Annotated in this window: 11 protein-coding genes; 3 read left to right on the top strand and 8 right to left on the bottom strand. The window is 44.8% G+C overall.

Annotated features, from left to right (window positions below; all coding sequences use genetic code 11):
• Nucleotides 1-32 precede the first annotated feature (32 nt).
• The 7 genes from B5771_RS13940 to B5771_RS13910 form a co-directional block, all read right to left on the bottom strand.
• A complete protein-coding gene (locus B5771_RS13940) occupies nt 33-2,207 on the bottom strand; it encodes a Tex family protein (protein WP_088188079.1) in 2,175 nt (724 codons plus the stop codon).
• Between the two features lie 102 nt (nt 2,208-2,309).
• A complete protein-coding gene (locus tag B5771_RS13935; RefSeq protein WP_088188078.1) occupies nt 2,310-3,485 on the bottom strand; it encodes an aminotransferase class I/II-fold pyridoxal phosphate-dependent enzyme in 1,176 nt (391 codons plus the stop codon).
• A 205-nt stretch (nt 3,486-3,690) separates the two neighbouring features.
• A complete protein-coding gene (locus tag B5771_RS13930) occupies nt 3,691-4,386 on the bottom strand; it encodes a peptidylprolyl isomerase (protein WP_088188077.1) in 696 nt (231 codons plus the stop codon).
• Between the two features lie 187 nt (nt 4,387-4,573).
• On the bottom strand, nt 4,574-5,713 hold the full coding sequence (locus tag B5771_RS13925; protein WP_088188076.1) for an ABC transporter permease: 1,140 nt from the start codon (nt 5,711-5,713) through the stop codon (nt 4,574-4,576).
• Nucleotides 5,713-6,486 (bottom strand): ABC transporter ATP-binding protein, encoded by a 774-nt coding sequence (locus B5771_RS13920; RefSeq protein ID WP_088188075.1) that lies wholly within the window; start codon nt 6,484-6,486, stop codon nt 5,713-5,715. Before B5771_RS13920 ends, B5771_RS13925 begins: the two co-directional genes overlap by 1 nt.
• Nucleotides 6,487-6,500: 14 nt before the next feature.
• Nucleotides 6,501-7,517, bottom strand: a complete 1,017-nt coding sequence (locus tag B5771_RS13915; protein ID WP_088188074.1) for an HlyD family efflux transporter periplasmic adaptor subunit — start codon at nt 7,515-7,517, stop codon at nt 6,501-6,503.
• 125 nt (nt 7,518-7,642) lie between these two features.
• Entirely contained in the window at nt 7,643-8,263 is a 621-nt protein-coding gene (locus B5771_RS13910; protein ID WP_088188073.1) for a TetR/AcrR family transcriptional regulator, read from the bottom strand.
• 456 nt (nt 8,264-8,719) lie between these two features.
• Between B5771_RS13910 and B5771_RS13905 the strand changes: the two genes are divergently transcribed.
• The 3 genes from B5771_RS13905 to B5771_RS13895 are packed head-to-tail and all read left to right on the top strand — an operon-like array spanning nt 8,720 to nt 11,223.
• Nucleotides 8,720-9,649 carry an aliphatic sulfonate ABC transporter substrate-binding protein gene (locus tag B5771_RS13905; protein WP_242966844.1) on the top strand — a complete coding sequence of 310 codons (930 nt, stop codon included), beginning with the start codon at nt 8,720-8,722 and terminating at the stop codon, nt 9,647-9,649.
• A 39-nt stretch (nt 9,650-9,688) separates the two neighbouring features.
• The gene (locus B5771_RS13900; protein ID WP_088188071.1) at nt 9,689-10,483 is read left to right on the top strand and encodes an ABC transporter permease; all 795 of its coding nucleotides are present in this window, start codon (nt 9,689-9,691) and stop codon (nt 10,481-10,483) included.
• Complete coding sequence (locus B5771_RS13895) at nt 10,468-11,223, top strand: ABC transporter ATP-binding protein (protein WP_088188070.1); 756 nt, start codon at nt 10,468-10,470, stop codon at nt 11,221-11,223. The genes B5771_RS13900 and B5771_RS13895 overlap by 16 nt, the downstream gene beginning before the upstream one ends.
• 205 nt (nt 11,224-11,428) lie before the next feature.
• Here B5771_RS13895 and ilvD read toward each other — a convergent pair whose 3' ends face one another.
• The gene (ilvD, locus tag B5771_RS13890) at nt 11,429-13,090 is read right to left on the bottom strand and encodes a dihydroxy-acid dehydratase (protein ID WP_088188069.1); all 1,662 of its coding nucleotides are present in this window, start codon (nt 13,088-13,090) and stop codon (nt 11,429-11,431) included.
• Between the last annotated feature and the right edge of the window lie 383 nt (nt 13,091-13,473).

Below are 13,473 nucleotides of genomic sequence, written 5' to 3'. Positions count from 1 at the left end.
TAAGATACTTTGGTGGGATAAAGCTCAAGATGTTAGGCTAGGGACGCATTAGGCAAAAGTTCCTTCATGGAAAGGCTCACCCGTTCCCTCTCCTTATCAATCCCCAGGACACGAACTTTGACAATATCTCCTACAGCTACAACCTCCATCGGATGTTTAATATAGTTATCACTCAACTGAGAAATATGAACAAGTCCATCGTGTTTAACTCCTATATCCACAAAAGCGCCAAAATCCACCACATTGCGAACGGTTCCTTCTAAGATCATGCCTTCCTTGAGGTCCTCTAAGTGAGTGACATCCCGCCGCAGCAGCGGCCGGGGCAAATCTTCGCGGGGATCTCGTCCCGGCCTTTGCAGAGCGTCTAAAATATCACGAACTGTCGGTACCCCAGCGCCAAATTCTTCGGCCAATTCCTCAACTGTTAGTTCGGCGAGTTTCTGACGAACTTCTCTAAGCTGATCCTTTAAATCCTGCGGCGTATGACCAACCTTTTTTAAAATATTTTCCGCCAGCTGGTACGATTCCGGGTGAACCGGCGTATTTTCCAGAGGATTGTCCCCATCGGGCAGACGAATAAACCCGGCACATTGGATAAATGTTTGGGCACCAAGACGAGGTATTTTTTTCAATTGGGCTCGTGACTTAAATTTCCCGTTCTCATCACGCCAGGCAACAATGTTTTTCGCCACTGCCGGTTTCAGCCCGGCTACGTATTGAAGCAGGGAAGCCGAAGCAGTATTGAGATCAACACCAACGACATTCACACAGGTTTCCACAACTCCATGGAGGGATTCCTCCAACCGTTTGGGCTGAACATCATGCTGATACTGACCCACACCAACGGCTTTGGGTTCAATCTTAACCAGCTCAGCTAAAGGATCTTGAAGCCGTCTGGCAATGGAGACCGCACTCCGCAGAGAAAGATCAAAATCCGGAAATTCCTCGCCGGCCAATTTCGAAGCTGAATAGACAGAAGCCCCTGCCTCGCTGACTAAAATAAATTCGGCGGTTATTCCCTCTTCCTGAATCATTTCCGCTACAACTTCTTCAGTTTCCCTCGAAGCTGTGCCATTGCCTATAGCAATGATATCGACTGCAAATTCTGTGATTGCCTTTTTTAAAGCAACTTTTGATTCTTCACGCTGCTTTTTCCCGGTATGGGGGTAAATTACTCCCACCTTCATAAGTTTTCCCGTCTCATCAACAACAGCCCACTTACATCCGGTCCGGAATCCCGGATCAAGACCTAAAACTATTCTGCTGCGTACGGGAGGCTGAAGCAGCAACTGCCGCAGGTTGGCGGCAAACACTTTTATCGCTTGCTCTTCCGCCTGGGAGGAGAGCTCCGCGCGTATCTCCCTTTCAATAGAAGGTTCTATTAAGCGTTTATAAGAATCTGCGGCCGCCCTGCGAACATAGTCGGCGCAAGGCCCGGTTTTTACATAACGCATATCAATAAGCCGTTGGATCGTTTCCAAGGGAGCTTCAATTTTGACGGTTAAAAACTCTTCAATCTCGCCCCGATTGAGGGCTAAAATCCGATGGGGAGGAATCTTACGAACTGGTTCACGGTATTCATAGTACATTTCGTAGGCAGAGCGTTCCTTACCCTTTTTAGCCGACGCTGCAGCAACCACGTCAGCGATTCGCCAGGTCTCTTCACGTATCTGTTTACGCAAAGCAGCATCATCGGCAATAAGCTCGGCGATAATATCCATGGCACCATTCAAAGCATCTTCGGCCGTCGTGACATCTAATTCAGCATTCAGATACTTCGCAGCCTCTCCCTGAGGGTCAACGCGAACTCCCGGATATTGAAGAAGCAGCCATGAAGCTAAAGGTTCTAAACCCTTCTCTTTGGCCACAGTAGCCCGTGTCCGACGTTTCTGCTTGTAGGGCCGATAGAGATCTTCAACGTCCTGAAGTACTGTCGCGGCTGTAATTTGAGCCGACAGTTCATCGCTGAGTTTCCCTTGTTCATCAATAAGCCGCAGGACCTCAGCTTTCCGTTGTTCCAAGCGTCGTAAATAATCTAATCGTTCAACAATATCGCGCAATACATTTTCATCAAGTTCCCCGGTAACCTCTTTACGGTAACGGGCTATAAAGGGAATTGTATTTCCGCTATCCAATAAGTTGACTGCTTCCTGCACTTGTGCCTGCTTTAATCCAAGTTCTTTAGCAATAACTTGACTAAAATTCAAAATCCTACTTCCTCCCTAAATCTGCTAATCATCATTGATGTTAATGGTTTTAATTATATTATTATATCATTATAATCCATATAATGGAAAGAAGAGAGAGTCTTACGATTGGATCAACCTATCCTGTAAATAGTTTTGAATACGCCGAACTGCCTCTTTCAGAACGCCTTCGTCTTGAACCATGGCTATACGCACATACCCTTCGCCATAATCTCCGAAGGCCACTCCCGGAACCACGATGACCCCCGCTTCTCGGGCTAACTCCCTGGCAAAGGATCTTGAATCCTGCTTCGTCGGAACCTGAGCCCAAATAAACATGGAACCCCGAGGCAGCGGCATCTTCCAACCCGCGCGAGCGCAGCCCTCTACCAAAAGATCTCTTCGTCTCTGATAAGCCCGTCGATTTTCGTCTATAGAACTTTGAGGCAAACTGAGTGCGGCCGCCCCCATTCTCAAGATTGGGCCAAATACTCCGTAATCAATATTGGATTTCAGTTGTGAAAGAGTACCAATAACGTCTGCCTTTCCCACTGCAAAGCCCAAACGAACTCCCGCCAGATTATAAGTTTTAGAAACAGAATGAAATTCTATACCTACATCTTTAGCACCGCGCGCTTGTAAAAAGCTCACCGGTCGATAGCCTTCAAAGGCCAATTCAGAATAAGCGGCATCGTGACAAATAAGAAGATCATAGGTTTTGGCGAACTCTACTACATCTTCGAAGAAGGAAAGGGGAGCCACCGCGGCCGTGGGATTATTAGGGTAATTTAAAAACATAAGTTTAGCTCTTCGCGCCAATTCGGGATTGATTGCTTGGAGATCCGGCAGGTAGTTATTCTTCTCTTCCAGCGGCAGAGGAACCTTCTCTCCGCCCGCCAGCAACAAACCTGCTGAATAAATAGGATAACCGGGATCTGGTATGAACGCTAAATCACCGGGGTTAATATAGGCTAAAAAAATATGAGCCAAACCATCCTGAGAACCCATTAAGGGCAATACTTCAGAGTCTGGGTCTAAAGAAACCTCAAACCGTTCTTGATACCATCGGGCACAAGCTTGGCGAAATTCTCCGGTTCCGCGGGTTAAAGTATAACCATATTGAGTTTCCTCAAGAACCGCCTGACTGAGAATCTGGCGTAGTTCCGCCGCCGGAGCCCGATCCGGGCTTCCAATACTCAAATTGATTAATGATTTGCCCTCTTGCTCTAATGTCTTCTTTAAATTATCCATTTCCGTAAAAACTGAAGCACTAAGCCCTGCCAAACGTTTTGCAGGCATACTATCACTCCATTCTCGTTTATAAAACCATTGTTTTTTAATAAATCCCCCTAAGGCTGCTGCAAAACCGTTAAGTGGAGATAGATTTGGCCTCTAAATATTGTATCATGTTTATTTGTCATTAATTGACCAAATTTGTAACTAATTTGTCTAAAAAGCCCCTGCTGACAGACAGCGGGGGCTAAAAGTATAGTTGCCAGGAATTTTACTTCTTAATAACTTCAGGATCACCGTAGTTCACACCGAAGGTATCCACTGTTACACTTTTCATCACTTGCTTTTGCAGCGGTTTATCCGCTTGATCCCTCGGCGTATTAACGATTTTATCGACTTCATCCATCCCGCTCGTCACCTTCCCAAAAGCAGCGTAATCACCGTCTAAACTCGGCGCCGCAGCGACCATGATAAAGAATTGTGAACCGGCCGAATTAGGATCATCAGTCCTGGCCATGGACAGAACTCCCCGCGTATGTTTCAAGTCGTTTTTGAAGCCATTATTGGTAAACTCCCCTTTAATAGTATACCCCGGACCGCCGCTTCCATTACCGCTCGGATCCCCGCCTTGAATCATAAACCCTGGAATAACCCTATGAAAAGTCAGACCATTATAAAAACCTTTTTTGGCCAAAGAAATAAAGTTTTTCACCGTGTTGGGCGCAATGTCCGGATAGAGTTCAGCTTTAATCACTCCTCCGTCAGCCATTGTTATGGTCACGACAGGATTGTTCTTATTATTTGTTGTTGGCGCAGGTGCGGTAGAAGACGTTGAATTAGGGGCAGTTTGGTTGTTTTTTGTCGACCCTTGTGATGCAGAGTTGTTTGTCTGTATCCCGCATCCAAGGATTACAAAAATTACTGTGAGTAAACATAACAACATGCTTAGTTTTTGAACCTTTTTCATGCGAAATCGTCCTCCAATAATTATTAGGTATCTTTGCCCACCTTTTAAGCTGCCCAAGCTCGATGAGGCAACTCCCTCATAATCCTAGCATATCCTCGGTTGAAATACCAAATCAGGCTTCTAATGTCTGCATAAAGCAGCAGTAATGCACTGCTTTATAATAAGCAAGAAAAGGAACCATTGCTTCTTAGTCTAAATTCTTTTTAAACTTTTTCGAAGCCACTGCCAGCAAAATCACAGCGAATAAACATAAGGCCAAAGTATCTTGCCAAAGAAACTGGAGTCCCACTCCTTTGAGAAAGATCCCTCTGACAATCTCTAAAAAATACGTTAAAGGAAGTAATCCGCCCATTAATTGCAGCAATTTAGGCATTGTCTCCCTTGGAAAAACGAACCCTGACAGAAGAATAGACGGCAAGATTAAGATAAAGGTCATTTGCATAGCCTGAAGCTGTGTCTTGGCAATACTGGAGATAAGGAGTCCAATCGCTAAAATGGTGAATAAAAATATTGTCGACAATAGGACCAACAAAGGAATACTTCCCATAGGCATAACTCCGAACCAAAAAATACCGGTTACCAAAATTAAGGAAAGAGAAACGAATCCGATCAAGACGAAAGGCAAGAGTTTGCCCAAAAGAAGTTCCAGCGAACGTATCGGCGTTACAATTAATTGCTCCATAGTACCACGTTCTTTCTCACGGACAATAGAGAAGGAAGTTAACATTGCAATCACATTTTGCAGGATCAAACCAATCAAAGCTGGGATATTAAAATTCCTCGACTTCATATCAGGGTTATACCAGACTCTCGTTTCAATATCAAGGGGTAACGTCGTTCCTCCGGAAATCCCCATGGACGCCAAACGTTGACTTTGTAATTTCAGAGATTTATCGAAGCCTAACATTTGTACTGCCGAGGTAACTGCCCGAGCGATCGTAGGATCGGAACCATCGACCAAAACCTGAACCGATGCCTGCTGCTCTTGCAACTGTTTACCAAAATCCGGAGGAATAATCACGGCGGCCCGTGCTTTACCGCTGTCTAAATAACTTTCAATCTGCTTATATCCGGAAACATAATAATCGGGATCCATATATTGAGTATTGCGCACAGAAGACACGAAATCCCTGCTTTCCTGAGTTTGAGATTGGTCCCAAACCACTGTCGGAAGGTGCTCGACATCAGTATTGACAGCATACCCAAACAAAAGCAGCATTCCGAGGGGCATAGCAACAGCCATAATTAAACTGGCTCGATCACGCCGGATATGAATAAATTCTTTTTTTAAAACCGCTAAAAAGCGGGTCCATGAAAATCGCAGCATCAGCCTGCCCCTCCACTTCCAGCCTTTGTATTACGGGGATCCTCCGAAGCCTCACGTTCAACATAATAGATAAAGAGGTCATCCAAGGTCTCTTTTCCTTCTCGTTGTTTCATCTCCTCAGGTGTGCCAAAGGCAATTAATCGTCCATAAAATACAAAGCCCAAATAATCACAGGAAGCCGCTTCATCCATATAATGGGTGCTGACTAAAATTGTCATGCCTTCTTTGGCCAGCTGATGGATAATATCCCAAAAAATTCGACGTGAAACAGGATCTACACCGGCGGTCGGCTCATCCAAAACTAATAATTGGGGACTATGCAGCAACGCGCAGGCCAAAGCTACCCGCTGCTTCCAGCCGCCGGAGAGAGAGGAAACTAACTGAGAAGTTCGTTCACCCAGACCAATTCGTTCGATAACCCGATCTTTCTGAGCAGCGGCCTCTTTTCCCCGCAAATTGTACACTCCGGCATAAAAAGAAAGATTTTCAGCAACGGTTAAATCATCGTAGAGACTAAATTTCTGGGACATATAGCCGATGCGCTGCTTAATATCCTCAGGCTGGCTCTTGACATCAAAACCCAAGACCGTAGCCTTCCCGTCGGAAGGCACCAGAACTCCGCACAACATGCGGATCGTGGTCGTCTTACCCGCCCCATTAGGCCCCACGAAACCCATGATGGCTCCTTGAGGAATTTGAAACGTGACATCCTGAACAGCCGTATACGTGCCAAATCGTTTAATTAAACCTTGGCAATCTATTGCCAGACTCATTATCTCTCACTCCTCTAATCCAGGGTCACATCAGCAGGCATACCTGCTTTTAGCTGGTCTTGACCTTGGGTGATGCTGATTTTGACTGCATAGACCGTTGTCGTCCGTTCTTCCTTAGTCTGAACATCTTTGGGCGTAAACTCAGCCTGGGTACTGATATATTGAATCTGTCCTTTGAAGGTTTTATTAGGGTAGGAATCCACTGAAATACTAGCTGCGCTTCCTACTTTTACCTTGTTAAGTTTTGCTTCAGGAACATAGATTTTAATCCACAGGTCATTTGGATCGAGTATGGTAATTAACGTCGAGCCTGCATTGACCACTTGCCCAAGCTCAACCTGTTTATAGAGCACCTGCCCGTCGATCGGGCTCGTAATCATAAATTTGCTGAGATTCAATTCCGCCGCTGCAACGGATTGGGCTGCCATATCTACAGCCGCTTTTTGAGCCTGAATGGTCGGCTGAGTATACCCAGCCTGAGCTTGATCCAGGCTTGCTTGAGCTGCATTTACATTGGCTTGGGCAGCTTCATACTGAGCCTTGATAGTATCGTGTTTGTTTTGTTGAGTATCCAGGTCCTGTTTGCTTATAGCCCCGTTTTGATAAAGTTTTTGATCATTCGCCAGGTTATTTTCTTCCAATTGAAGACTCGGAGCCAAAGCCGCAGCATTATCCTTGGCTTGTGCCAGTACAGATTCCAATCGGCGCAGTTCTTCTGCCCTGGTCCCTCCCAGCAGGTCATTGAGTTTCGCCTGAGCCTGAGTTTGTTGACTCTTAGCGGTCTCCAAGGAAATCTTAGCCTGACTGTCATCAAGCTTGGCAATGACATCTCCCTTTTTAACCATTTGCCCTTCTTGTACCTTCAGCTCAACAATCTTGCCTCCCAGCTCCGGCTGAACCGGAATTTCCGTCCCTTCAATCGTTCCTGAAAAAGTATTTTGTTCCTGAGGATGATTAAAATAGGAACTCCCCCAGATTGAAACGGCTATTACGCCTAAGCCAACGATGACAGCCAGCAACTTTTTCTTCATAGCTTCTCCTCCTGACTCTAGTTAACTCTTCTCTTCCTAAAACGTTTAGTGAACTCGTTCAGCTAAAGCTGAACATCGGGGCTTCGCCACTTGTAGAAGTGGATGTCTTACGCTTGGATAAACGATTAGCTGTCTGATCGCACTAACCCATGCAGAAAAAGCTCTGCAATATTGTCGGCTGCCTCCTCAATAGTTTTTTCAGGAGATAGATTAGGAAACAAAAAACCAAAGAGCCCATAAAACATAGCCATCCCCATAAAACTTCGCATCGTAGGTATAAGGGGCAGGGGCTTAAACACCCCTTGAGCAATTCCTTTGTCAAACCAGGGCTTAATTCGACCTATCCCCGGACCCAAAATCCCATGAAACAGTGCTTCTCGAACTTCAGAATGGTACTGGGCCTCGGCAAACATCAAGCGAAACAGCCCGGCATTTTCTTGCATCAGCTCCAAGCGATTCTTAAGAAAGCAGCGAAAAAATTCTTCCGGACTGCTCTCCCGTTTCTCTTGGTCTAAAACGATTAAACCTTCAACAATTTTTGGTTCTAAAACCGCCGTCAGCAATTCCTTCTTCGTGGCAAAATGCCGAAAGATAGTTCCTTCAGCTACCCCTGCTTGACGGGCAATTTCGGCAGTGGTAGCCCCTTTATAACCATTTTCCGAAAACACTTTAAGAGCCGCTTCTAAAATATCTTGTCGCCTTTCTTCTACAGTTTTTTTAGTTCGAACTCTTTGATTTTTGCTCATATCCGCTGCTTACTCCTTCTATTAAAATCAAAAGTTAGTTAAATTTAAAAGTTACACTCGTTTCTTATATATTGTTTCGTATATTCAAATGAGTGATTACTCACTTATTTTTTATAATATCATAAGTTTTGGTTTTGTCAATCTCAAAGTTTCAAAAGTCAAACCACATCCCCGATGCGAACCGCTAGCCATGTCATTACACATAACCCTTGGCAAAGTGTCTCTGAAGCCATGGACGGTAAGAGTAAAATACCCCTAAATATAGATGTTTATCCAAATTTTATCTGGATTATCGACGAATAAATGCTATTATTGAATTAGTGCCTTTAAGAACAAGACACAAAAACAAACGAAGTCAGGATGGTGATTACCACGGTTCGGTCTAAATCTATAGTTATAATTCTCTTAAGCTTTCTCTTTCTTGTAAGCACAACAATTCTCAGCGGCTGTTCTGCTGTGAAACAAACGACAAGCAATACCCCCGCGAAAAAGCCCCAAGTAATCAATGCCTCTTATGTCAGTCGGCCTATTAATGTTCCATCTATTGTCGCCAAAAATAAACAGCTTTTTGAACAAGAGTTTTCTAAAGACGGCATTAAGTTTCAGTGGCATGATCTTTCAGACCCGAGCAATCAACTCGAAGCCCTGGCCTCCAAGTCTCTTGATTTTGCCAATAGCCTTAACTATGTCTCAGTAATTTTAGCAAAAGCTCACGGGAATGACCTTAAAATAATTTCTGCCTATTCCCGCTTTCCCAAAGGAATTAGTCTTGTCGTCAATCCTCAGGAAAACATTAAAACCATTCAAGACCTCAAAGGGAAAAAAATTGCACTGCAAAAAGGCACCATGCTGCATGAGATGTTAATTAGAGCCCTAGCACAGGCAAATTTAACAGCTCAAGATTTGGAAATCGTCGACATGGATTCCACTGCGGGAGCCGCTGCCTTAGCCTCAGGACAGGTCGATGCCACCATACTTCCGGAACCCCTGCTCTCCAAGGCTGTTGCCGCCGGCAAGGCAAAGAAATTAATATCTGCTGAAGGACTAATCCCCGGCTTATCCGTTATTGCCGTACGCAGTGATTTTGCAGCAGCCTATCCAGACATCGTTAAACGCTATTTAGCCGTCCATCAATCCTCGCTTAATTGGACCCAATCCCATCTTAACGAGGCCTTAACTCTTACCGCCAGCGAAAATAAAATGCCCCTTCCTGCTGTTAAGGCTCTATACCCCGAATTTTCCTTTTCTATGAGTCTTGATCAGGTAAAAGGTGACTTGTTAAAATCCGCAACGTTTTTGCAAAGCCAGGGTATGCTTCAGCCGAATGTTGATCTCAATAAACTTGTCAACGATTTAGTAGATCCAAACTTCCTGCCTGCCAAGTAATGAATCTTCATTCCTTCATCCAGAGGAGACCGATTTGCTATGACTAACGTCTTAAAAAAAACAATGATGGCTTTACTGCTCCCCTTTGCCCTTGTTCTTGTTTGGCAATTATTCAGTCAGATGGGCTGGCTCAATAATTACCTTCTTCCCCCTCCTTCGGGAATTATAGACCAGCTTTTTGCCCTTGCCCATCATGGGACTTTGTTAAAACATTTAAGCGCTAGCCTCTACCGCGTTGGCTGCGGTTTTGGTCTGGCGTTTTGTCTTGCCCTTCCCTTAGGCTTCTTGTTAGGTCTGGTACCTAGAGCCCAAGATTACTTATCTCCCTTCTTAAACTTCTTGCAGCAGATTCCAGCTATCGCCTGGATACCCATGTTCATTCTTTGGCTGGGAATTGATGAAACATCTAAAATCTCCATTATCACCTATTCTGGTTTTTTCCCCATATTTCTGAACACTATGCACGGTATATCCAACACAGACTCGAAGCTGAAAGAAGTAGCTTCAACCTTCGGTCTCTCACCCTGGCAAATTATTGTCAGAGTCTATCTTCCCTCTGCAGCTCCTTCTGTCTTTGTAGGAATGAGACTTGGGCTGAGCTTTTGTTGGCGTTCACTCGTTGCTGCTGAACTTCTTGGAGCCTCCAAGGGAATTGGTTACCTCATTCAGGAAGGACGAGAATTAGCTCAACCCGATCTAATGCTTGCGGGAGTCTTGATGATTGGACTCACCGGCTTATTTTTGGATTTTCTATTTCTACGGCTGGAAAAAACGCTCTTACCCTGGCGGGATACACAAGAGAGACTCGAGGTACCTAAATGGCAGCTTTTTTAGAACTCAAAGAAATCAGCAAGAATTATACAATAGGTTCCAAGCAGATCTGGGCCTTAAGGGACCTTAGCTTTGAAGTAGCCTCCGGTGAATTGATTTGCATTATTGGCAAAAGCGGCTGTGGAAAAACAACCCTTCTCAGAATTATTGCCGGACTGGAAAAACAAACTTCAGGAGAGATCATTCTTAATGGCCAGGCTCTTAAGGATACAGGAAGAGAACGAGGAATGGTGTTCCAAGAACCCCGCCTATTTCCATGGCTGACCTTAGAGGAGAATATTGCCTTCGGCATAAAAGGGCGTATGTCTAGAGAATTAAACTATAAAACCGTTGCAGACCTCATGGAAATGGTTGGTCTTACAGGTTTTGCCAGGGCTTGGCCCAGCCAATTATCAGGCGGCATGGCTCAAAGAGCCGCTATTGCCCGCGCCCTGGCTGTAGATCCCGCCATCTTGCTCTTAGATGAACCCTTCTCAGCCCTTGATGCCCTGACCCGTACTAAACTACAGACAGACTTCCTTCACTTGTGGCAAAGGACCCATAAGACCTGTATCCATGTTACCCATGATGTCGATGAGGCGTTAACTCTCGGCCAGAAAATCATTATTCTGCCTTCAAATCCAGGCAGAATCGGAGACGTCATTTCTTTGCCTTTTCCATATCCCCGCTCTCTGGAAAACCCGGAACTCAGAGCCATAAAAGAACGCGTATTATCCCAGTTTTTTGCTGATTTTACTGATTAACAAAAAAGTTTTCTGATCAACTCGGTAAAAGGATATTAAAAAGCAACCAACAAGTCGCTTAAAGCGATTTGTTGGTTGCTTTTTATCTAGTTTTTAAGACCTCCACTTCTTAGGGAGGGGGGTTCTTCGTTAACTTCAGGTGAGGAATAGTCCTCCTTCACCGCCAATCCGATCTTCAGCTTTTGCTGAACGAGTTCACTTGTGCTTATTGCTTAGGAAGTTCTAAAACTGCACCTCTGTTGCCGGACGTAACCATTCCGGCATAGCGGGCCAGGAATCCAGTCGTAATTTTTGGCTGTCTCGGCACCCATTTAGCTCTGCGCTTTGCCAGTTCATCCTCGCTGAGGTTAACGTTGATTTTATTGGCCATAATGTCAATTTGGATAATGTCTCCGTCCTCGATTAAAGCGATATTCCCTCCAACTGCTGCTTCAGGAGAAACGTGACCGATGGCTGCCCCTCGCGTTGCACCACTGAAACGTCCATCAGTAATCAGAGCAACACTTTCGCCGAGTCCGCTTCCCATAATAGCAGAGGTGGGATTTAACATTTCCCGCATTCCCGGACCGCCCTTCGGTCCTTCGTAACGAATGACAACCACATCACCGGCAACAATCTTACCCGTTGTAATGGCGAGCATTGCGTCCTCTTCGCAATCAAAGACTTTAGCCGGCCCTTCATGTTTCAACATATCAGGAGCCACTGCGGAACGTTTGACAACACAAGAATCCGGAGCCAGATTACCTTTTAAGACAGCAATCCCTCCCGTTTTGCTATAGGGATTTTCAGCAGGCCTAATGACCTCTGTATTCTTGTTAATGCAGCCATCAATATTCTCGCCAACAGTCTTGCCAGTACAGGTGATCAAATCTGTTTTGAGCAAACCGAGTTTGTTAACTTCATTCATTACCGCATAAATACCGCCTGCCTCATGAAGTTCTTCAATGTAGGTATGACCGGCAGGTGCAAGATGGCAGAGATTCGGAGTTCGATCACTAATTTCATTAGCGATATCTACGTTTAATTTAATGTCACATTCATGAGCAATGGCCGGAAGATGCAGCATACTATTCGTACTGCAGCCCAGAGCCATATCAAGAGTCAAGGCGTTTCTAAAAGCATCTTCGGTCATAATGTCTCTCGGCCGAATATTCTTTTTTAGGAGCTCCATAATCTGCATCCCGGCATATTTAGCAAGCTGAATCCTCTCAGAATAAACCGCCGGGATCGTCCCATTGCCTCGAAGTCCCATCCCTAATACTTCTGTTAAACAGTTCATGCTGTTAGCGGTATACATGCCAGAACAGGAACCACAAGTCGGACAAGCTTTATTTTCATATTCCAGTAATTTTTCCTTGGAAATTTTCCCAGCTTGAAATTCACTGACGGCTTCCGAAACACTGGAAAAACTTGTTTTCTGCCCATCAACAATTCCTGCCAGCATTGGCCCGCCGCTGACAAAGATGGTTGGTATATTCAGCCGCGCTGCAGCCATTAACAATCCGGGAACATTCTTATCACAGTTTGGAACCATAACCAAGGCATCAAAAGCATGAGCCAGGGTCATCGCTTCCGTAGAATCAGCGATTAATTCTCGAGTCACGAGGGAATACTTCATTCCTTGGTGTCCCATGGCGAGCCCGTCGCAGACAGCAATTGCCGGGAAAACAAGAGGAGTACCTCCGGCCATAGCGACACCCAGCTTGACCGCATCTACAATCTTGTCCAGATTCATATGCCCCGGAACGATATCATTCTTCGAACTGACAATACCAATTAACGGCCTTTCCATTTCCTCATTGGTTAAACCTAGGGCATGAAACAAGGCACGATGAGGCACAGTCTTTGTTACTGCATCACTATTCATTTTGAACACCTCTCTCTTTTAGGTTGTGTAATATCATTATATCTTGCATGATGTCTAATGTCTATTGCCGAAATAATACTTCTTAAAAATTCTTTTTGTCTGACATTAAAACAAGGTATGAGAACAACTCCCACTTACAAGGAGGCCACTGAAAAACTTATGTTTTTTCTTCCTGGTAGTTAAGTCGATCAAATAATAGAGACGGTCTTCATTCTATATACGAATGAAGACCGTCTCTACCTAACCCTTTGAACTGTGTGTAGTCTTTTTTTATTCCATTAGTTTTAATATCCTTTTTAGATTTACGCTGAATATGGCCATCGCCCCCTGTAACTCCATGCCAACAAGACCCGAGGATGATGCCACATCATACCCGTGCCTGT

The organism is Desulfosporosinus sp. FKA (genome assembly GCF_002196785.1).
In the GTDB taxonomy this organism is placed as follows: Bacteria; Bacillota; Desulfitobacteriia; order Desulfitobacteriales; family Desulfitobacteriaceae; genus Desulfosporosinus; species Desulfosporosinus acididurans.
Note: the sequence above shows the minus strand (reverse complement) of the source record. Positions and strands in the feature narration are given on the sequence as shown.

Bases quoted from the DNA above. Each gene is read 5' to 3' on its own strand.
- B5771_RS13930 (WP_088188077.1), bottom strand. From the start codon at position 4,386: ATGAAAAAGGTTCAAAAACTAAGCATGTTGTTATGTTTACTCACAGTA.
- B5771_RS13915 (WP_088188074.1), bottom strand. From the start codon at position 7,517: ATGAAGAAAAAGTTGCTGGCTGTCATCGTTGGCTTAGGCGTAATAGCC.
- B5771_RS13895 (WP_088188070.1), top strand. From the start codon at position 10,468: ATGGCAGCTTTTTTAGAACTCAAAGAAATCAGCAAGAATTATACAATA.
- B5771_RS13935 (WP_088188078.1), bottom strand. From the start codon at position 3,485: ATGCCTGCAAAACGTTTGGCAGGGCTTAGTGCTTCAGTTTTTACGGAA.
- ilvD (WP_088188069.1), bottom strand. From the start codon at position 13,090: ATGAATAGTGATGCAGTAACAAAGACTGTGCCTCATCGTGCCTTGTTT.
- B5771_RS13910 (WP_088188073.1), bottom strand. From the start codon at position 8,263: ATGAGCAAAAATCAAAGAGTTCGAACTAAAAAAACTGTAGAAGAAAGG.
- B5771_RS13900 (WP_088188071.1), top strand. From the start codon at position 9,689: ATGACTAACGTCTTAAAAAAAACAATGATGGCTTTACTGCTCCCCTTT.
- B5771_RS13920 (WP_088188075.1), bottom strand. From the start codon at position 6,486: ATGAGTCTGGCAATAGATTGCCAAGGTTTAATTAAACGATTTGGCACG.
- B5771_RS13925 (WP_088188076.1), bottom strand. From the start codon at position 5,713: ATGCTGCGATTTTCATGGACCCGCTTTTTAGCGGTTTTAAAAAAAGAA.